General features: G+C 69.7%; 10 protein-coding genes and 2 pseudogenes. 4 read left to right on the top strand and 8 right to left on the bottom strand.

The genetic code is table 11. The features are described 5' to 3' along the window. Positions 1-17 precede the first annotated feature (17 nt). The gene (locus tag FB391_RS18445; protein WP_141896599.1) at positions 18-215 is read left to right on the top strand and encodes a hypothetical protein; all 198 of its coding nucleotides are present in this window, start codon (positions 18-20) and stop codon (positions 213-215) included. Further along, on the top strand, positions 212-682 hold the full coding sequence (locus FB391_RS18440; RefSeq protein ID WP_141896597.1) for a hypothetical protein: 471 nt from the start codon (positions 212-214) through the stop codon (positions 680-682). Before FB391_RS18445 ends, FB391_RS18440 begins: the two co-directional genes overlap by 4 nt. A gap of 153 nt (positions 683-835) precedes the next feature. Here FB391_RS18440 and FB391_RS18435 read toward each other — a convergent pair whose 3' ends face one another. From FB391_RS18435 to argG, 6 genes are all read right to left on the bottom strand, one after another. Further along, positions 836-3,454, bottom strand: coding sequence for a penicillin acylase family protein (locus tag FB391_RS18435; protein ID WP_141896595.1), 2,619 nt, complete (start codon positions 3,452-3,454; stop codon positions 836-838). A 273-nt stretch (positions 3,455-3,727) separates the two neighbouring features. Next, positions 3,728-5,581, bottom strand: a complete 1,854-nt coding sequence (locus FB391_RS18430; protein WP_141896594.1) for a YhgE/Pip domain-containing protein — start codon at positions 5,579-5,581, stop codon at positions 3,728-3,730. Further along, the gene (locus FB391_RS18425) at positions 5,578-6,348 is read right to left on the bottom strand and encodes a hypothetical protein (RefSeq protein WP_246093618.1); all 771 of its coding nucleotides are present in this window, start codon (positions 6,346-6,348) and stop codon (positions 5,578-5,580) included. Before FB391_RS18425 ends, FB391_RS18430 begins: the two co-directional genes overlap by 4 nt. Continuing rightward, the gene (locus FB391_RS18420; protein WP_141896592.1) at positions 6,345-6,983 is read right to left on the bottom strand and encodes a TetR/AcrR family transcriptional regulator; all 639 of its coding nucleotides are present in this window, start codon (positions 6,981-6,983) and stop codon (positions 6,345-6,347) included. The genes FB391_RS18425 and FB391_RS18420 overlap by 4 nt, the downstream gene beginning before the upstream one ends. A gap of 41 nt (positions 6,984-7,024) precedes the next feature. Next, positions 7,025-8,026, bottom strand: coding sequence for an NAD(P)-dependent alcohol dehydrogenase (locus FB391_RS18415; protein WP_246093617.1), 1,002 nt, complete (start codon positions 8,024-8,026; stop codon positions 7,025-7,027). A gap of 76 nt (positions 8,027-8,102) precedes the next feature. Then, entirely contained in the window at positions 8,103-9,545 is a 1,443-nt protein-coding gene (gene argG / locus FB391_RS18410; RefSeq protein WP_141896590.1) for an argininosuccinate synthase, read from the bottom strand. Positions 9,546-9,700: 155 nt separating this feature from the next. Between argG and FB391_RS18405 the strand changes: the two genes are divergently transcribed. Next, a complete protein-coding gene (locus FB391_RS18405) occupies positions 9,701-18,658 on the top strand; it encodes a DUF5979 domain-containing protein (RefSeq protein ID WP_141896588.1) in 8,958 nt (2,985 codons plus the stop codon). 81 nt (positions 18,659-18,739) lie between these two features. Here FB391_RS18405 and FB391_RS18400 read toward each other — a convergent pair whose 3' ends face one another. Together FB391_RS18400 and FB391_RS18395 are read right to left on the bottom strand one after the other, a co-directional pair. After that, positions 18,740-19,474: a Pr6Pr family membrane protein gene (locus FB391_RS18400; protein WP_141895650.1), complete on the bottom strand. Its 735-nt coding sequence runs from the start codon at positions 19,472-19,474 to the stop codon at positions 18,740-18,742. Positions 19,475-19,736: 262 nt separating this feature from the next. After that, positions 19,737-20,303, bottom strand: a pseudogene (locus tag FB391_RS18395) (Pr6Pr family membrane protein); the annotation flags it as partial. Between the two features lie 128 nt (positions 20,304-20,431). On the opposite strand from FB391_RS18395, the pseudogene FB391_RS18390 reads away from it, so the two are divergent. Then, positions 20,432-21,078: pseudogene (locus FB391_RS18390) on the top strand (adenylosuccinate synthetase); the annotation flags it as partial.

Here is a 21,078-nt window from a genome sequence, read left to right as displayed (position 1 = left end):
GCAGAGCGGGGCATGAGATGTCGAACCAGATGCCGGTCGACGAGACCAAGGACTTCCTGCGCGAACTGCTGATCCGCACCGCCGCCGCACACGGCGAGCACGAGCGCGACGACCTGGGCGGCGTGTACGACGAGGACTGGCCGCGCTGGTACGCCGCCTTCATGGCCGACGCCCTGGCCGACGGCGGTCACACCATCGTGCGGAGCGCGTCGTGAGCGCCGGACGCCGCGTCGATCTCGCCGACGAGGCCGCCCTCGCCCGCTACCTCGTCGCGATGCGCGACAGCGGCCCGGGCCTCACCCCCGAGCTCGCCGCGGCCTTCGACGAACTGACCCCGGCCCAGCTCGACGTGCTCGTCGGCCTGCTCGTCGACGGTGCGGCGCAGGGCACGGGCGAAGCCCGGCCCGACGCCCCCGCATCGGCGACGCCCGCGAAGACCACCGCGAGTCACGTGGATGCCGCGCCGCCGGCCGACCGCGCGCCCTGGTCGCTGCGCGCCTGGGCGGCGCTGCTGGTCGGCGCGTCGCTGGTCACCGGCGCACTCGTGTGGGCCGCGACCGTGGCGATCGACGGCCCGTCGCCGCAGGACAGCACGAGCGTGGTCGCCGAACGGGGCGAGGCCCCCGTGGACCCCGGCGACCTCGGCATCGACGTGACCGGACTCGACGCCTGGGACTGGTGACCCCGTGCCGGCCGGTTCGCCCGGCTGCCGGCATCCCGAGACCGAGGATCTGCTCGCCGAGACCGTGGGGCCGCGCCGAAACCCGTGGTGGGGCCCCCGGTCTGACGCAGAAACCCCGGTCTCGACGAGACCGGGGTTTCGGCGCGACAGGCGTCAGGGCTTCAGGATCAGCGTGTCGGTCGTCGCGGCCGTGACCGCCTTCGACGAGTACGCCCACGGCGTGAGCTCGGCCTTCTGCCACGACGCCACCTGGTCGGTGTAGTTCGTGTGGAACGCGTGGCCGCTCTCGCCGGTCAGCTGGTTCCAGCGCGAGTGATCGAAGTCGTCGAGGTTCACGATCATGCGCATGGACGGCACGGTGATCGTCGAGAAGTCGCCCGAGCCGAGGTCCCAGCCCGTGGCGTTCACGACCGACGAGCCGCCGCCGACCGGGAACGGGCCGCGGTTGAAGAACCACTCGATGGGCGCGATGCCCGACTCGCCGAAGGTGCCGCTGGTGAGGGGCAGTGCGTGCAGCGACCCCCAGTTCCAGCGCGACTGGTTGTCGCCCTGCTCCTTCGCGAGCCGCTCGTAGGCGTCGATGGCCGAGCGCTTGAGCATCTCGCGCATGCCGTCGACCCCGAGTTCGTCGTTGGTCCACCACGGCGACGAGTCGTCCGCCAGCAGGTTGTCCATCACGAGGAACAGGCGTCCCTGGCCCGTGAGCGGTGCCGGGTTCTCGCGGCCCTTCGCGAACACGTTCTGCGCGAGGGTGTCCCACAGCACGCTCGCGTATGCGGCGGCCGCCGAGTCGGCGCTCGCCTGGGCGTCCCACTCCTGCAGCAGGTCGAGCGCGGCATCGGTGCGGCTGTCACCGGTCTCGATGTCGGCGTACGCGGCGGTCAGTCGCATGCCCATGTACGAGTAGTTGTCGGCCTGGATCGCGTTGAGGTCGTCGGCGGTGACCGGTCCCTTCGCGATCGCGCGCTCGATGAGCTCGGTGATGCGCGCGGCGCGCCAGCCGTAGTCCCAGTCGTTCGTGAGGAAGTACGGGTAGTCCTGCCCGACGATCGCGTTGTTGGCGGTGACGATGTATCCCTCATCGGGGTTGTACGACACGGGCAGCGACTCGAACGGGATGAAGCCCTGCCACGCGTACTCCGAGCTCCAGCCCGGCTGCGGCATCGAGCCGTCGCCCGCGCCGCGGATCGGCAGCTTGCCGGGCGTCTGGTACCCGATGTTGCCGTCGACGTCCGCGTAGATGAGGTTCTGCGCGGGCACGTCGAACAGCGCCGCCGCGCCGCGGAAGTCGTCGAAGTCCTTGGCCGTGTTCAGGGCGAAGATGGCGGATGCCGTCGTCCCCGGCTGCAGGGCGGTCCAGCGCAGGCTCACGGCGTACTCGCCCTCGGGAGCATCGGCCGGAGGCTCGGTGACGGTGCCGCCGGTGCCCACGTACGGGTGCTCGGCGATCTCGGTGAAGTCGTCGGTGAGACCCGACACGATGGGCCCGTTCGCGGTGGAGCGGACGTCGAGCTCGACGTCCGGGCCGCCGGCGACCTTGAAGGTCTCGGTGTGCGTCTGCAGCGGCACGAGCGCGCCGTCGTACCAGTACGAGTCGCCCTGGATCTTCTCCAGGTACAGGTCGGTGACGTCGGTCGTGAGGTTGGTGAAGCCCCAGGCCACCCGCTCGTTGTGGCCGATGACGACGCCCGGCAGCCCCGAGAACGAGAAGCCGGCGACGTCGAAGGGGCACTCGTCGGTGACGTCCGAGCACTTCAGCTGGATCTGGTGCCAGACGCTCGGCAGGGATGCCCCGAGGTGCGGGTCGTTGGCCAGCAGCGGCTTTCCCGTGTCGGTGTTCGCGCTCGAGACGACCCACGAGTTCGAGCCGATGCCCTCGCCGGCGTCGCCGACCAGCTCGCCGACGGCCTCGATGACGCTGTCGACCTGGGTCCACTCGATCGCCGACGTGTCGGCATCCGTCTCGCCCTCGCCCTCGGCGGTGGCGTCCGGCGCGGTGCCGACCGCCGGCACCGTCGAGATCTTGGGCACGATGACGGGGTTCCGGTCGAACGGGTACCCCGGGTAGAGCTCGTCGATCTGCTCCTGCGTGAAGTCCGACGCGAGCACGGCCCGCTCGGTCTCGCTCTCGATGTTGCTGCGGAGGTCCCAGGCCATCGCCTCCAGCCAGGCCACCGAGTCGGCGGGCGTCCACGGCTCGATCTTGTAGTCCGGGTTCTGCAGTCCGAGCACGGCGTACTCGAACGAGGCGTCGGCGCCCTGGTGCTCGGCGAGATAGGCGTTGACGCCGTCGGCGTACGCGTCGTAGTACGCCCGCTCGGTGTCGTTGAGGGCCTCGACCTCCTGCTCGGCGATCTCGTGCCAGCCGAGCGTGCGCAGGAACTTGTCGGTGCCCAGCTGCGACTCGCCGAACAGCTCCGACAGGCGGCCGCTCGTGACGTGGCGGCGGAAGTCCATCTCCCAGAAGCGGTCCTGCGCCTGCACGTACCCCTGTGCGAAGAAGAGGTCGTGCGACGAGTCGGCCGTGATGGTCGGGATGCCGAGGGCATCGCGCTGCACGGTCACCTCGTCGTCGAGCCCCGTGACGGTCACCTCGCCGCTCAGCTGCGGGAACGACCGCTGCACGGTGTACGTGACGAATCCGATGGCGACGAGCGCGATGACCACGACGATCGCGACGATCGTGAACAGCGTGATGCCGATCGCGCGTCCGACCGAGCGGCGCTGCACGGTGTCGTCGGTGGCATAGGGCGAGGCGGGGGGCTTCGACATTGAGAGCTTTCCGGGCTGGGGTGGGGGGCACGCGGTGCCAGGCGCCGCGAGACGGGGTGCCACATGCGTTCGGGTCGCACCGGCACTGTTTCGCATCGTAACCCCGACCGGTGTCCCGAGCCGAATCGCGCTCGCTTTTCGGTACGCGACCGGCCTCTCTCCACCGTGACTTGGCGTATATGTACGCGACACACCGGTGTGTCGCGTACATATACGCCAAGTCAACGGAAATGGGTGGATGCCGCGGGCCGCGGCATCCCGATCCCCGGCGTGTCAGCCGATCACGCTCGGCTGCAGGTCGCGCAGCGTGCGGAAGTGGGTCATGCGGGTCACCCCGATGGCCGCGATCACGCCTGCCCCGACGAGCCAGGCCACCAGCACGGTCAGGTCGAGCCACACGCGGTCCGCGCTGCCGCCGTACATGACCTGGCGCATCGCGTCGACGACGTACCCCATCGGCAGCACGTGGTGCAGCGCGGCCAGCGGCGCGGGCAGTGTCTGCCACGGGAACGTGCCGCCCGCCGTGACGAGCTGCAGCACCATGAGGACGAGTCCGAGGAACTGGCCGACCGATCCCAGCCAGACGTTCAGCGCCAGCACGATCGCGGCGTACGTGGCCGAGGCCAGCAGCAGGATGCCGAGGGTCGCCAGCGGATGCGCGAACGAGAACCCGAGCGCGAGTGAGAGCACGCCGAACAGGCCGAGCATCTGCACGCCGCCGAGGAGCGCCGGCGTCGCCCAGCCCGCGAGCGTGATGCGGATCGGCGAGTGCAGCGCCGTGACCGCGCGCTTGGACACCGGCTTGACGATGAGGAACAGGGCGTAGATGCCGATCCACCCAGCCAGCGCGGCGAAGAACGGTGCCAGGCCCGCACCGTAGTTCTGGGCCTCGGTGAGCGACGAGCGCTCGACGTCGACGGGCGTGGCGAGCGTGTCGGCCTGCTTCGCGCGGGTGTCGGCGTCGTACGACGGCAGCTGCGCCGCGCCGGCGCTGAGGCCGTCGCGCAGCTGCGTCGCGCCGTCCTCGAGCTGGGTCAGCCCGCCGCCCAGTGCCGTCGCCCCATCCCGCAGCCGGCCGGCGCCGTCCTGCAGCTGGGCTGCGCCGTCGGCGGCCGTCGCGGCACCGTCGGCGAGAGTCGCGGCGCCGCCGGACACCTGCTGTGCGCCGTCGTTGAGCCGGTCGATCTGCGCGACGGCGCCCTGGACGCGCTCGTCCACGGCCGTGAGCCGGGCGCCCACGGGGTCGAGCGTCGCCAGCACCTCGTCGATCTGCGCCTGGTCGAGCCCCGCCTCCGCGAGCTTCGCCGCGATGTCGGAGCGTGCCTGCGGGAGTGCGGCGATCGCCGTCGAGGACGCCGCGCCGACGCGATCGGCGATGCCGTCGAGCTGTGCGGTGCCGTCCGCGACCTGCGCCGCTCCCGCCGACAGCTGTGCCGCGCCGTCGCGCAGCTGCGCGGTGCCGGCCGCGAGCTGTGTCGCGCCGTCCGTGAGCTGCGTCGCACCGTCGGTCAGCTGGTCCGCGCCGTCGCCCGCCTGCGCCAGGCCGTCGACGAGCTGCCCCGCGCCTGAGGCGGCGTCCGTCAGCTGCACGCGGATGGTGTCGAGCGCATCGAGCATCGTGAGACCGGCTTCGGCCACGACCTTCTCGGTCACGGTGGTCTTGATCTTCTCGACCGCCTGCGTGCCGATCGTCGAGGCGAGGTAGTTGTTGGCATCGCTCGTGTGCAGCACGATGTCGGCCGGATGCGGATCGCCCGACGTGATCGACGCGATGGAGGCCGTGAAGTCGGCGGGCAGCTCGACGCCGAAGTCGTAGGTGCCGTCGTCCAGGCCGGCGGTCATCCCGGCGTCGGTGGTGAGATGCCAGTCGAACGAGCCGTCCTCGATGAGCTCCTGGGCGACCTCGTCGCCGAGGTTGCGGTCGGTGCCGTTCAGCTGCGCGCCGGTGTCGGCGACGACGAGGGCCACCGGCACCTGGTCGAGCTGCCCGTACGGGTCGCGGTTGGCCCACAGGTAGAGCCCGCCGTAGAGGATCGGCACCGCCATCAGCGCGATGAGCGCGATCAGCGACATGCGCGTCGAACCGAGTCGCCGCAGCTCGGCGAGGATCATCTGGGGGACCTTCATGCCCGGCCTCCTCTCGTGCGCACGGTGAGCCTGCGCAGGCGCGGGCCCCTGCTCCCGGTCGTTGAGCGAGCGAGGAACGAGCGAGACGAAACGCCTCGGCCGACAGTCGGGTCGTCGTCGAGTTCGGCTCGCGACGTTTCGTCTCGCTTCGCTCGCTCAACGACCGGGAGGGTGGCGACCGGTCGCTCGGCGACCCGCTGCGACGCCTGCCCGGCGATCACGAGCACGGCGAAGCCGCGGGCGGCGAACTCTTCGGCGATCGCCCACCAGGCCTCCGGCTCGCCGCCGTGGCGGTCGGGCGAGACCAGCACGAACGCCTCGACGCCTCTGCGCAGCACCGCCAGCTCGCACAGCGCGCGCACGCGATCGGCGGGATCGACGTTCGAGACGGGGAGGGATGCCGCCTCGGCCAGTCCGTTGTCGGCCAGCCAGTTCTGCACGGCGATGGGGTGAGAGCGGCGTCCGGCGAACATGAGCTCCTCTGCCACGACGCCCGCGAGCGTGACGTTCGGCTCGGGCTCGGACACCTCGGGTGCATCGACCAGGGCGACCCTACGGCGCAGGGCCGAGGCATCCACCCTTCCGTCGAGCTCGACGCGCCCCGTGTCAGGACGCATGCGGCCCGAGGCGATGAGGCCGAGGACGGTGGGGCGCTGCTCGGTCTCGGCGGCGACCAGCGTCGCGGTACCCGACGCGAAGGCGGTCGAGGTGACCGGCAGCGCGTGGTCGCGGCGGCCCTTGCCGACCGCGTCGAGCACGACCCTCATGCGCTCGCCGTCCCGGCGTCGCTGAGGATCTCGGGATGGGTGTCGAGCAGCGCTTCTGCCTGGCGCCACGACAGACCGGCGATGCTGAGCACCGCGCGCACGGCCAGCGTGCGCGCCTCGGGCGACGAGGCGTCGATGCGGGTGATCACGGTGCGCGCCGTCTCTTCGACCAGGCGCGCGAGCGTGGGGGCGGCGACGTCGGTGCGCAGGACGTCGGCCTCCTGGCCCTCGCGGACGATGCGCACGACGGTGCGGCGCAGCGGTGCGAGGGCCGTCGCGGTTTCTTCGAGGTGCGCCTCGTCGAGTGCGATCGCGGCGAGCACCTGCACGTGCGCGGCCTCGTTCCACAGTGCGGCGGCCAGGCGCGCCAGCGCCACTCGGGCGTCGGTGTCGTCGATGGTGGCGGCGACAGCGTTGAACCGGGCGGCGCCCTGCGCGACGAGCTCGCTCACGAGCGCGTCGCGGTCGTCGAAGTGTCCGTACAGGGCACGGCGCGAGAGGCCGGCCTGGCGGGCGATCGCGTCGACCGAGGCACGGGGGTCGTGCGCGAGGGCGACGTGGGCCGCGGCGAGGATGCCGGCGCGGTTCTCGCGGGCATCACGCCGCGGCTGGCGCAGCTGCGTCGTGTCTGACATGACACCAGTGTACATAACATGCACACTGGTGTGCAAGATAATCAGGCGGTCTGCACCTCGACCACAACCTTTCCCCGCGCACGCCCCTCGCCGTGACGCACCAGCGCCGCGGCCACCTCGTCCAGCGGGAACCGGCTGTCGATCCGGACCTGGACCTCGCCGTCGACGATCCTGTCCGCCATCGGCGCGAAGTGCTCCGGACCCTCGCGCACGACGAGCACGCGCAGCCTGGTTCCGCTGAGCGCGCCGACGATGGTGCCGAGCGTGAGCACCCGCAGCAGCGCCCGCAGCGTGCCGCCGACCACGTAGTAGCGGCCGCCTGGCGCGAGCGCGCGCCGGTATGCGAAGACCGAGCGATGAGCGACGAAGTCCACGATGAGGTCGTAGGGGCCGCTCCGCGTGAAGTCCCGTCGCACCGGGTCCTCCGCGCGGTAGTCGATCACCCGGTCGGCCCCGAGCTCGCTCATGAAGTCGAGCTTCGCCGCGTTGTCGACGCCGGTGACCTGCATCCCGGCGGCCACCGCGAGCTGGATCGCGAGCGCGCCGGATCCGCCGCCGGCGCCGTTGATCAGAATGCGCTCACCCGCTCTGCCGCGCGCGACCGCCTGCAGCGCGATCGCACCGGCCTGCGGGATCGCGCTCGCCTCGGCGAAGGTGAGACCGGCGGGTTTGCAGGCCAGCGCCGTCTCGGGCGCGACCGCGAACTGAGCGAACCCGCCTTTGCGCTCCAGGTTGTCGCCGTAGACCTCGTCGCCGACGCCGAAGCGCGTGACCCCGTCGCCGACGGCCGCCACCCGGCCCGCGATGTCGGATCCGAGGATGCGCTGCCGCGGGCGCCGCAGCCCGCCGGCGATCCTCGCGTACGCGGGCGATCCGCGCAGACCCTCCCAGTCCGAGAGGTTGATCGAGGTCGCGACCACCTCGACGAGCACCTCACCCGCGCCTGGCATCGGGACCGGCACCTCCTCGAGGCGGAGCTGCTCGATCCCGCCGTAGCGGTCGTACACGGCGGCGCGCATCGTCGCGGCGATCCCCGGGCTCACGCCCGCCAGCGTAGGCGGGGCGCGCGATCACCGCCACCGAGGCGTCGGGCGCCGCGTGCGGGCGAGACTCCTCGGCTCAGTCGGTGCCGAGGTCGAAGGCGGATGCCTCGTTGGCGGCATCCGTCGCGTCCGCGAGCTCCTCGCCCGCGGCCGAGAGCGGCGTCGCGCTCTCGGTGATCTCGCCCGCCTCGCCCTGCGACAGGTGGCCGACGAGCTCGCCGGTCGCGCCGCCGATGATGCCGGCCGCGGCGTAGTGCTCGAGGCGCACGCGCGAGTCGGCGATGTCGAGGTTGCGCATCGTGAGCTGGCCGATGCGGTCGGTGGGGCCGAACGCGGCGTCGCCGACGCGCTCCATCGACAGCTTCTCGGGGTGGTACGACAGGCGGGGGCCGTCGGTGTCGAGGATCGTGTAGTCCTCGCCGCGGCGCAGGCGCAGCGTGACGGAGCCGGTGATGGTCGAACCCACCCACTTCTGGATCGACTCGCGCAGCATGAGCGACTGCGGCTCGAGCCAGCGGCCCTCGTACATGAGGCGGCCCAGGCGCCGGCCCTGCTCGTGGTAGGTCGCGAGGGTGTCCTCGTTGAGGATGCCGTTGACGAGGCGCTCGTACGCCGTGAACAGCAGGGCCATGCCGGGCGCCTCGTAGATGCCGCGCGACTTCGCCTCGATGATGCGATTCTCGATCTGGTCGCTCATGCCGAGGCCGTGGCGGCCGCCGATGCGGTTCGCCTCGAAGACGAGCTCGACCGGGTCGGTGAACTCGACGCCGTTGAGGGCGACGGGGCGGCCGGCCTCGAACGTGACGGTGACGTCCTCGGTCTCGATCTCGACCGACGGGTCCCAGAAGCGCACGCCCATGATGGGCTCGACGGTCTCGAGCGAGACGTCCAGGTGCTCCAGGGTCTTCGCCTCGTGCGTGGCACCCCAGATGTTCGCGTCGGTGGAGTAGGCCTTCTCAGCCGAGTCACGGTACGGGAAGCCGTGCTCGACGAGCCACTCGCTCATCTCTTTGCGGCCACCCAGCTGCGTGACGAAGTCGGCGTCGAGCCACGGCTTGTAGATGCGCAGCGCCGGGTTGGCGAGCAGGCCGTAGCGGTAGAACCGCTCGATGTCGTTGCCCTTGTAGGTGGAGCCGTCGCCCCAGATGTCGACGCCGTCCTCTTTCATGGCGCGCACGAGCAGCGTGCCGGTGACGGCGCGGCCGATGGGCGTCGTGTTGAAGTAGGTGCGGCCGCCCGAGCGGATGTGGAACGCGCCGCAGGCGAGGGCGCCGAAGCCCTCCTCGACGAGCGCGGGCTTGCAGTCCACGAGCCGCGACAGCTCGGCACCGTACTCGAGCGCCCGGTTCGGGATCGCGTCGATGTCGTCCTCGTCCGGCTGGCCCAGGTCGCCGGTGTACGTGCAGGGGATCGCGCCCTTGTCGCGCATCCACGCGACGGCCACGGAGGTGTCAAGGCCCCCCGAGAAGGCGATGCCGACGCGCTCGCCGACGGGCAGGGACTGGAGGACCTTCGACATAGTCCCCCAGCTTACCGAGGGGCGAGTGGATGCCGTGGGCCGAGGCATCCGGTCGGTCACAGCAATCACTCCTTTCACTCGCGAAGCCTAGAAATGGCCTGTGAACAGGTCCTAGGCTGAGGCCCGTTACGTGCGGAATCGGGGGGTCGACGAGTATGGGACGCCGGAGAGGCTTCATCGCAGGGCTGACAGCGGTGGTGCTGGCGGCGGCCACCGTCTTCGTCGGAGCAGCACCCGCGGCCTTCGCCGTGGCGGCGTTCTCGATCCAGAAATCCGTCGTGGAGCCGGGACCGTTCAGCCCCGGCGACACGGTCACCTACCAGATCGTGGTCAACTGCTCGTCGACGAACGACGCCGGATGCTTCAACACGGTGCTCACCGACACCCTGCCTGAACCGCTCGAGCTGAACCCGTCCAACCCTGACCCCGTGACCGTCGTGCTCACCGCTCCCGGCGGTGCCGACCCCGGTGTGTTCGACCTTCAGGTCGACCCGGCGACGAACAGCTTCACGGTCGAGCCGGGCAACGACCTCACGGCGGATCCGGTGCTCTGGCCGGCCGGCAACAGCATGACGATCACCGTCAATGCGATCGTCAGCCCGGATGCGCCGGGCACGTGGGACGGCCAGACGGTGACCAACACCGCCACCGTGGCCGCCGACAACGCGACCACGGCGAACGGCACGGCCGACGTCACGCTCTCGGTGGACACGACGCTGCTGCCCGGTATCGACAAGTCCGTCACGCCGACGACCACGATTCCCGCCGTGCCCGGCCAGCCCGTGGACTGGACCGTGACACCCGGGAACGGATCGAACCAGAACGTCGACACGATCGTCGTCCAGGACCCGATCGAGCCGCCCGCCGACTACGGCTACCTCGACGTGACGGGATACGACGTCACCGCTCCACCCGGGACGACCGGCACCACGACCGAGTACTACGTCGACGGCGACTGGACCACGGTCGCGCCCGATCCGATCAGCGAGTCCGGTGGCATCCGCGTCACCTTCGCCGGGACGTTCGCGCCCGGTGCGACAGGCAACGTCGTCGTGCACACCGTCACGAACGACACCGTGACGACCATTCCCGACCAGACGGACGTTACCGTCACGAACGACGCGTCGTCCACCGTCACCAAGGGCACGGACACCAGCGACCCCGTCACCGACGACGCGAGCATCACGATCGCCCAGCGCGATCCCGACGTCTCGGTCGAGAAGACGTTCGGCGACGACACCCTCGTGAGCGGCCAGAGCACGACGGCGAACATCACGGCCACCGTCGGCCAGCAGAACGTCCAGACGCTCACCATCACCGAGCCCTCGGCAGGGACCTCCACGTTCACCGAGCAGGGCCTGACCTTCGACGGCTTCGCAGACGGCGTCGCATGGCCGATCGCGGCGACCGCCGCCGAGATCACCTACACCTACAGCGACTGCGCCGACAGCACGGCGTCGACGACAACGATCGACACGCTTCCCGATCCCACCGCGGGCTGCACCGTCGAAGGCTTCACCGTGGTGTTCTCCGCGGACGGCGACGACATCGTGTCGGGCGCCTACGCGACGCTGCCCCTCGATGTCACGGCGATCTCGACCGACACCGCCGTGTCGAGCACGAACGCCGTCGACACCCAGGTCGAGAACAGCAACGGCCAGACCGGTCAGGACGACGCCGAGGCGCCGTTCACGATCGACCCGCTGCTGCTGGACACGACGGTGACCAAGGCCATCAGCCCCGACACGATCTGGGGCGTGCCCGGCACCTCGGCCAACGTGACGCTCACCGGCAACGTCACGCCCGAGTCCAACACCGGCTCCGACAGGCTTGTCATCTCGGACCCGCAGTTCCCCGGTGTCCAGACCGAGTTCTGGGACAGCTTCACCGCCACCGAGATCAACAACACCGACATTCCCGAGTGCACGACACTCACCGTCCGGTACTGGCCGAAGTCCACCAACGGCGACTGGACCGACCTGCCCGGCGCGACCGGCATCGCGGGCCCGCAGGAGCTGTGGTCCTACCAGATCCCGGCGGATCTGCAGGACGACATCGGCGGCATCCAGCTGGAGTACGACCCCACCGACGCGGCAGGGTGCCCCGGCCAGCTGCAGCCCGGATTCACGGTGGCGACCAACATCGCCGTCGAGCTGACGGACGAGCAGGACGAACCCGTCACGTTCACCAACTTCGCCGAATCGCTCGTCGACAACCCCGACGCGGGCGGCGAGCACACCGACGACACGTCCGACACGATCGACGTCAACCCGATCGACGGCGGCGAAGGCGCGGACTTCCTGGACAAGACATGGCTGCAGGACACCGTGCCCGCCATGTCGGGTGAGACCCGCACCGCGCGCCTGCTGTGGTCGACGGACGGGCTCAACATCAGCCAGATGACGCTCACCGACATCTCCGAGACGGCAGACCCGGCCGACACCGCGGCCTCGGTGTACGACGCGTGGGACCTCGTGCGCATCGACCCGATCACGACCGCGACCGATCCGCTCATCTCCGACGCCGTGATCACCGAGGTGTCGCTCTACTCCGACGACGCCGACGACTGGGTCGACATCACCGCCCAGGCGTGCGCGAGCGGCTGCGACGGCCAGTTCGGCGGATACACCCTGACGGACGAGCAGGCATCCGACACCCTGTCGGTGCGCGTCGTGCTCACTGAACGCGTGGCGGGCGCCGGCATCGGCAACTCGTACGAGCGCCGGCCGTTCGACCTCGACTTCCAGGTGCGCGACACCCTGCGCAGCAACCCCGGGCAGTACGTGCTCGGCAACTTCCACACCTACACCTACAACACGGACGAACCGGGCCTGGTCGACAACACCGCCAGTGCGCACGGCGTCAACACCACCACGGGCGTCGACAGCACGGACGTCGCCGACGACACGATCCTCATCGTCGACCAGCCGATCAACGCCGACATCACCAAGACGTTCGATCAGGATGCGCTCGGCCTGCCCGACCCGACCCTCGGCGTCGATCCGGCCGACTACCCGCTGATCAGCGCGACCATCGTGGCGACGAACCTCTCGGCGGCCCGCGTGACCGGCATGGTGATCGATGATCCGACCGATGGCGAAGCCCTGCCCGACACCGTGTTCGACTCGCTCAACCTGTACGACATCGACGCGATCCAGGTGCCCCAGGGCATCACCACCGACGAGGTGGCGGTCACGCTGACCGTGGGCGGCGGCCCGGTCGCGTACACGTACGACGAGGCGCTGGCCCTCGGACCGGACGACCTGATCGCGGCGACCGGCATCGAGGTCGCCTTCCGCTCTGCGGACGGCAGCGCCGTGATCCCCTCGCAGGCGCAGGGCGGGGTGACCCTCACGTGGCAGCTGCGCGAGACGCTCCGGTCGGACGAGAGCCCCGTCACGGTCACCCCCGCAGGGGAGTCTCTGGTCAACGACACGCACGTCCAGCTCGAGAGCCCCGTCCTCGTCGAGTGCGCCGACAACCAGTGCGGCACCGGCGCCGACGACGCGAACGACAGCTTCGTGATCGTGGCCGCGAACTACGCGATCACGACGACCAAGTCGATCACGCCTGAATCGGTCTACGAGGACCAGTCCAACAGCTACGTCACCCAGCTCGGCGGCCGGCCCAACGGCACGGCCCGCACGACGTTCTTCAGCCTGACCGACACGACGCCCACGTTCTGGAACACCATGGACTACCTCGGGGCGCAGATCAACGTCCCCGCGCCGGTCAACCAGGTCGCGATGGACGTGCTGGTCGATGACGACGCCGGCAGCGACGTCGAGTACACCGTCAACGGAGGCGTGCTCGAGGCCACGTGCAACGGCGCACCGATCACCGACACCTCGCCCTGCTGGGTCGACGGCGAGTGGGAGGATGCGCCCGCCGGCGGCATCCACAGCTTCACGCTGCCCGCGGGCGTCCCCGCGGAGACGGTGGTCGGCGTGCGTTTCCGCGCGCAGGAGGTCGACGGCGACGGGAACGTGCTGCAGTGGGAGCGTCCCTACAACCCGCAGCTGACGTTCTCGATGACCACAGAACGCCGCGACTACCTGCGCAGCGACCCGACGGTGCTGGTCGGCACGACCCGGCCGGATCTGCAGCCGAACCCGGGCGAGACCGACCTCGGCGTGATCAGCGACGACGTGCAGTCCTACAGCACCGCCCAGTTCGGCGCCCAGACGTTCGAACAGTCGGGCTCCGCCGCCGACACCACCATCGTGCTGCACCGGCCCAACTCGGTGAAGGTCACCAAGACCCGCGGCACTGCGGCTCTCATCGGGCAGACCGCGACCATCCCGTACGTGATCACCGCGACCAACACCGGCCAGTGGAACATGACCGGGTTCACGATCGTCGACCAGGTGGCGACCGACGCGAACGGCTCGCTGCTGGTCGAGCCCACTCCACCCGCCTACACCTTCGAGTTGAGCGGCAGCGGGGGCCAGACGGGCGACCCGGGTTTCTCGGCATCCCTCGATCCGGCGACAGGGCTGCTCACGATCACTCCGCCGGACGGCTTCGTCTTCAATGCGGGATCCATCCTCACCGTGCACGCCCCGCTGAAGTTCCGCAGCGACGTGACCCCCGACACGATCGTCACCAACGAGGTGACGGTGAGCTCGGACCGCCTGTTCGAGACGTGCGAGGGCACCACGACCGACCTCGTGCCCAAGCCGGTCGAGAACACTCCACCCGGCGTGCCCGACTGCTCGGCCGACACGTCGATCGCTCCGCTCGCGATCGCCACCATCGCCTCCAAGAAGTACGTGAAGGGCACCGAGGCCGGTGACCCCAACGTCGCGGGAGACGACGACCTCGGCGTGCTCAACGTCGACGGCGATGCCGCCGGATGCGACCCGAGTGTGCCGGGGGTGACGAACAACGGGTTCTACTCCTACCCCTGCACCCCGATCACGCGTCCGGGCGGTCTCGAGACGTGGCGCGTGGACTTCACCAACACCGGGAACACCAGCGCGCGTGTCGTCGCGTCCCTCGACACCCTTCCGACGGTCGGCGATCAGGGCGTCATCGTCGAGGGTGACCGCGACTCTCAGTTCCCGGTCACGCTCATCGGCAATCTGACGGCGAACTTCGGCGAGCTCACCTCCGGTGAAGCCGGCGCCAGCTACGGCATCTACCTTTCGAAGGTCCAGCTGAGCCAGTCCTGCAACACCAACGCGATCAAGGTCTGGACCGAGGGTGAGACGCCCGATCCGAGCTGCCCCTTCGACTGGCAGCTCGTGGATGCATCGACGACGCAGGCCGACCGGGAGGCGGCGCGCAGCATCCTGCTGGCCCTGCAGTACGGAGCGGGCGACGGTGAAGGCCCCGCGCCCGGCCTGGAGCCCGGCGAGACGCTGACGATGACGTACGACACGCAGACGCCGTACATCCTGCCGGCCAACTCCGCCGTGCCGGACGGACTGCCGGTCGCGTGGAACTCGTTCGCGACGGCATCCCGCTCCGCTGCGACCGTGACGCAGCCGGAGCGCGCCTCTCTCGTCGTCGAGCCGCAGAAGGTCGGCGTCGCCGGCGCGACCGGTCAGCTCGAGATGCAGAAGGAGGTCACCGCGCCCGACTTCGCGGTGCCGATCGACCTGCCCGACAGCTATCCGCTGCTGGTGACCTGCTTCTCGGGCGACGAGCAGAGCACGCTGCTGCATGCCGACGGCTCCGACGCGAGCCGGCCGTCGGTGCCCGCCGACGGCACGGTGTTCGTCTACGACAGCGCCACCGGCCCGGTGAACCTGCCGCTGTTCTCGGACTGCTCGGTCATCGAAGACCCGGTGACGCCGGGCGTCGAGTGGAGCGTCGATCCCGAGTCGGTGATCGCGGATCGCGACTACAGCGAGGACCCGCGGGTGTGGGATCCGTACTCGGGCGACACCGCGAGCACGCTCTTCCAGATCTCGAACGAGTACTTCGCCGGCGGCTTCACGGTTGAGAAGTCCGTCGACAACGGCGGGGCAGTGGATCAGGACGGCGGCGACATCGTCTACGACCGGACCTACTCGTTCACCGCGAGCTGCATCTACCTCGAGCAGGAGACGATCCCCGAGGCCGACCGCACCTTCACGCTCGCGGACGGCGAGTCGAAGACGTTCGACAGCATCCCCGCCGGCGCCGAGTGCACCGTGACCGAGACGGACTCCGGTGGTGCCGCGAGCACCGACATCACCCTCACCGAGGGCGATGCCGATCCGGTGACCGTGGACGAGGCATCCTTCACGATCCTCCCGTACGCCGACGGAACAACCACCGCCCTGACGACCGTCGCGTTCGAGAACGTCTACACGGTGGGCTCGGTGTCGGTTGTGAAGACGATCGTCGATCCCGGCGGGTGGGCGACCGCCCCGTTCACGGTCGAGATGACCTGCACACTCGAGGGCGCGACCCCCGACCCGGTGTTCCAGGACACGCACACGCTGACGCCGCCCGACGACCTGACCTGGACGGTCGATGACCTGCCGACCGGCGCGTCGTGCACCGTGACCGAGCCCGACACGGGCGGCGCGAACGACTCGACGCCCAGCGTGACCGTGACGGTCGGCGACGACCCCGAGGTGCCGGTCGAGGCCGACATCACGAACACCTTCACGGTCGGCGCGCTCGAGGTGCAGAAGGAGCTCGACGGCACCCCGGCGAACGCGCTCGACCCGGCGACCACCGATACCTACACCGTGAGCCTGGCGTGCACGCGCGAGGTCAACGGCGAGACGGTCGACGTGACGATCCCCGGCGGCGCGACCCGCACGATCACGGGTGCGGGCACGGCGCTCTATCAAGGCCTGCCCACGGGCGCCGAGTGCACCGTGACCGAGACCGATCAGGGCTTCGCGACGGGCACGCCGGTGATCACCCCCACCCCCGTGACGGTCGGCGAGGGCGATACACCGGTCGTCGTGACGGTGACCAACGTGTTCGAGAACGGCTTGATCTCGGTCGAGAAGACCGTGGACGCCCCCGAGGGCTTCCCGGTGCCGGAGTCGTTCACCGCCACCGTTTCGTGCACCTGGCAGGGCGCCGACGTGCCGCTCGCGGACGGCGGCGTCGTGACGATCGTCCCGGGTGAGGATCCGGTCGTGATCCCCGACGTGCCGGTCGGCTCCATCTGCACCGTCGCGGAGGACGACGCGGGCCAGACCGGCACCACGGTATCGCCGGAGTCGATCACGGTCACGGATGCCGACCAGACGTTCGGGTTCGAGGTGGAGAACACGTATGAGTGGGCCTCGCTCCAGGTCGGCAAGCTCGTCGAGTCCGAGAGCCCGAACGTTCCGACGCAGTTCGAGTTCCACGTCGTCTGCACGTACCAGGGTGCGACCGTCGTCGATGAGACCTTCACGCTGGATGCGGGAGAGACCGAGACGATCACCGAGATTCCCGCACGGTCCGAGTGCACCGTGACCGAGACGGACGACCGTGAGGCCGACAGCACGATCACCGAGGCGGATGTGCCGGGCGCCGAGGGCGATCTCGCCCCGGTCATCGATCAGGACACCCGCACGGTGGTCATCCCCGAGCTGCAGCCCGACAGCACCGCGGTGGTGAACACCGTGACCTACACGAACCTGTATGACGCGACCGCCATGGTGCTCGTGAAGGAGTTCGAGGGTGCAGGCGCCGACCAGTTCGGCCTCGACCAGACGTTCACCTTCACCGTCACCTGCACGTTCGCGGGCGAGACCGTGCTCGACACGCAGGTGGAGCTGAACGCCGAGAACGGCTTCACCACGTCGATCCACCAGGTCGTTCCCGGTTCGGTCTGCACGGTGGTGGAGGACGACCTCAACGGCGCCGACGCCGTCGTCATCACCCCGAACGACGGCGAGGACACCTCCATCGGCACCGGGACGGTCCCCGAACAGGGCGGCCTCGTCACGGTGACCGCCACGAACTGGTACCTCACCGGCTCACTCGAGGTGACCAAGACGTTCGCGGGCGACGGCGCCGAGAAGTTCGGCACCTCCGCCTACGAGTTGAGCCTCACCTGTGTGCGCGACGGAGAGATCGTCGACATCCCCGAGGGCCGCATCCGCGTCGTGAGCGCCGATTCGCCCACCGCGCTGTGGGAGAACCTGCCGACCGGCGCGGAGTGCCGTCTCATCGAGGTGGATGCCGGCGGCGCGAACTCGACCGAGATCCTCGACGCCGACGGCAACGTGGTCGCGGGCGACGGTGAGGGCTACACGTTCACGGTCGAGACCGACCCGACGATCCTGAGCGTGGACGATCAGCCGCAGCCGTCGTTGACGGTGCAGAACACGTTCAACCTCGCGCAGGTGTCTGTGACCAAGACCGTCGACAACGGCGGCGCCATCGACATCAACGGCGATCCCGTCGAGTACGGTCCGTTCGAGGTGCAGCTCGCCTGCATCTGGGACGAGCAGCAGGTCACTGCGGCCGAGCCCATGACGCAGACGATCGCCGACGGCGAGACCTTCACGTGGACGGAGCTGCCCGAGGGCGCCGAATGCACCATCACCGAGACCGACACCATGGATGCGCTTGCCACGACGGTGACGATCACCGAGGGCGGCACGACCGGCGATCCGGTCGCCGGACCTGTCGCCGAGCTTCAACCGCTGCCGAACGTGGACGCCGAGGATCAGACGTCGGTGGCGCTGTTCAACCAGTACGGCGATCCGCCGATCACCGTGAGGAAGGTCGTCGACGGCGGGGCGGCCGCCGACTTCGCGGGCCGCTCGTTCAGCTTCGCGGTGCGGTGCGTGCTCATCGACGCGTCGCATCCCGCACCGGGTCTGCTGCTGCGTGACGCGACGTACCAGGTCGGCGGTCCGATCGGTCCGCTCGTGACGACCCTGCCCACGGGTGCGCAGTGCTCGATCACCGAGGTCGACACGGGCGGCGCCGATCAGACGACGATCACGATCGACGGCGTCCCGCTGACCGGCACCACCACCGTCGCGGTCATCGGCACGGTCGCCATGGACATCGTCGTCACGAACACGTTCAACCCGCCGTTGCCGGCAACCGGCCTGGACGGCCGTGCGACGGTGCTCGCGCTGTTGGCCGGGTTCGCCGTCCTGGCCGGGGGCGTGGCGCTCATACTGGTCGCCCGCCGCCGCCGCCGTCAGCTGAGCTGAGCTGAGCCGCACGACAGAGAGGGGACGGGATGCCGAGCCACCGGCATCCCGTCCCCTCGCGGTCGCTCAAGGCGGCACTGCTCAGACCGGCAGGGCGCCGCGGGCAGCCGGCGAGCCGTGGCGGGTCGCGCGGCGGTCGCGGTAGCGCCCGATGATGATGATCATCGTGCCGATCGCCAGGAACGCCGCCATGATCGCGCCGATGTAGACGAATGCCGCGCTGTACCCGCCCGCACCGTGCGGGTCGAGGAAGGGGTACGGGTACCACCACGGCGTCGTCCCGTCGGGGTTCGCGACGCGCTCGCCGCGGACCATCGTGTAGCCCGTCCAGGCCAGCGGGTAGCCGACGAACACGGCGAGCGACCACCACGGCAGTCCGCGACGTCGCGGGGCCAGCAGCAGGTCGAGGATGAAGTACAGCGGCAGCGCGACATGCAGCACCTCGACCGCGTACTGGTCGAGCATCGCGATGCCCGCCGTGTCGCCGAGCGCGACGGGCGAGGGGAGGTCGCGCAGCAGCGCGTTGTAGACGACCCCCAGCAGCAGCACCGGTCCGGTGACCGCTCCCATGGCGAGCGCGATGCCGAGCGGCTCGCGCGTGGAACCCGGGTGCCGCATCGTCCATGACGCGGCCGCGACCAGGGTGCCGATGCTCAGGAGCGTCGACACGATCGTGAAGAGGCTGAAGTAGTTGGCGAGCACGTCGCCCAGCCCCTGGCCCTGCCGTGCGGCGCGATCGACGTTCACGATGAAGCCGGCGACGACTCCCGAGAACCCGGCGATCGCGGCCGCGATCCGAAACCATGCCCAGTACATGACACCACCCCCAGATATGCGGCGACCCGCGGAGTGCGAGTCGGTGTTCACGAGGTCGAGGGTGCTCTCGCAATACGCGGTGATGCGAAAAGTTGGCACGCGACGGATCGGAAAGCGCGCGTCGGATGCCGCACCTTGTGTGTGATCTACAACGTGTCGGCCGTTTGGGGACAGATGCCACAACCGCTCGATCGGCGGTGCGACGACCCCACCAGACGACGAAGGAACCGACGGCGATGATGGCGATGGCGATGCCGACGACGTAGAGGATGACCGACGGCCACCCGCCCGGGTTGTTCGGGTTCATGAACGGATACGGGTACCAGAACGGGTCGCCGCTGACCGGGTTGATCACGAGCGGACCGCGCACCATCGTGTACACGACCCACACGATCGGGAACGCCACGATCGTCCAGAGCGATCGCCACGACAGCGCGCGGCGCAGCGGCGCGAAGAGCACGTCCGCGAGGAGGAAGAGCGGGCCCACGAGGTGCAGCACCTCGTTCGACCACCACACCGGCTCGCTGCCCTGGGGAAGCTCGATGCCCCGCAGCAGGGTGTTGTAGACGATGCCGGTGATGATCATGTACGTGCTGACGGACGCCAGCGCGACGGCGAGACCGGCCGGTTCGACGTCGGCGCGGCGGCCGCGTGTCCAGAACCACACCGCAGCCCACAGCAGCACCACGGCCGCCGCCGCGTTGGAGAGGATCGTGAAGAAGCTGAAGAAGTTCGCGACCGTCGTGGCGACGTCGCGTCCGAGCTCGATCGACGTCCCGACCGACTTCACGAGTTGCGCGACGATCGCCGCCACCGTCAGTGCGGCCATGGCCGCCCGCGCGATCGTCCAGCCCTGTGCCCACCCCGGCGTACGCGTCATGGCCACACGATATCGGCCGGTCACGGGTCCCTTGGATAGGATGGGGTGTAACCGTCCAATAAACGGGGGAGTAGCCCATGCCAGGCATCGTGATCGTCGGAGTCCAGTGGGGGGACGAGGGCAAGGGCAAGGCCACCGACCTCCTCGGTGAGCGCACCGACTGGGTGGTCAAGTTCAACGGCGGCAACAACGCCGGTCACACGGTCGTGATCGGCGACGAGAAGTACGCCCTGCACCTGCTGCCCTCGGGCATCCTGTCTCCGGGCGTCAACCCGTGATCGGCAACGGCGTCGTCGTCGACCTGGAGGTGCTCTTCGCAGAGCTCGAGGCGCTGAAGTCCCGCGGTGTCGACACGTCGCGTCTGAAGGTGAGCGCCAACGCGCACATCATCACGCAGTACCACCGGACGCTCGACAAGGTCACCGAGCGGTTCCTCGGCAAGCGCATGATCGGCACGACCGGCCGGGGCATCGGTCCCGCGTACGCCGACAAGATCAACCGCGTCGGCATCCGCGTGCAGGACCTGTTCGGACGAGAACATCCTGCGTCAGAAGGTCGAGGGCGCCCTCGACCAGAAGAACCACCTGCTGGTCAAGGTCTTCAACCGCCGCGCCATCACGTGCGACGAGATCGTCGACGACCTGCTGTCGTACGCCGACCGGCTGCGGCCCATGGTCGACGACACCGCGCTGCTGCTGAACCAGGCGCTCGACGCCGGCGACGT

It is taken from the genome of Microbacterium kyungheense (genome assembly GCF_006783905.1).
Classification (GTDB): domain Bacteria; phylum Actinomycetota; class Actinomycetes; order Actinomycetales; family Microbacteriaceae; genus Microbacterium; species Microbacterium kyungheense.
Note: the sequence above shows the minus strand (reverse complement) of the source record. Positions and strands in the feature narration are given on the sequence as shown.

Coding starts and splice junctions, on each gene's coding strand:
- FB391_RS18430 (WP_141896594.1), bottom strand. CDS start 5,581: ATGAAGGTCCCCCAGATGATCCTCGCCGAGCTGCGGCGACTCGGTTCG.
- FB391_RS18435 (WP_141896595.1), bottom strand. CDS start 3,454: ATGTCGAAGCCCCCCGCCTCGCCCTATGCCACCGACGACACCGTGCAG.
- FB391_RS18420 (WP_141896592.1), bottom strand. CDS start 6,983: ATGTCAGACACGACGCAGCTGCGCCAGCCGCGGCGTGATGCCCGCGAG.
- FB391_RS18425 (WP_246093618.1), bottom strand. CDS start 6,348: ATGAGGGTCGTGCTCGACGCGGTCGGCAAGGGCCGCCGCGACCACGCG.
- FB391_RS18405 (WP_141896588.1), top strand. CDS start 9,701: ATGGGACGCCGGAGAGGCTTCATCGCAGGGCTGACAGCGGTGGTGCTG.
- argG (WP_141896590.1), bottom strand. CDS start 9,545: ATGTCGAAGGTCCTCCAGTCCCTGCCCGTCGGCGAGCGCGTCGGCATC.
- FB391_RS18445 (WP_141896599.1), top strand. CDS start 18: ATGTCGAACCAGATGCCGGTCGACGAGACCAAGGACTTCCTGCGCGAA.
- FB391_RS18400 (WP_141895650.1), bottom strand. CDS start 19,474: ATGTACTGGGCATGGTTTCGGATCGCGGCCGCGATCGCCGGGTTCTCG.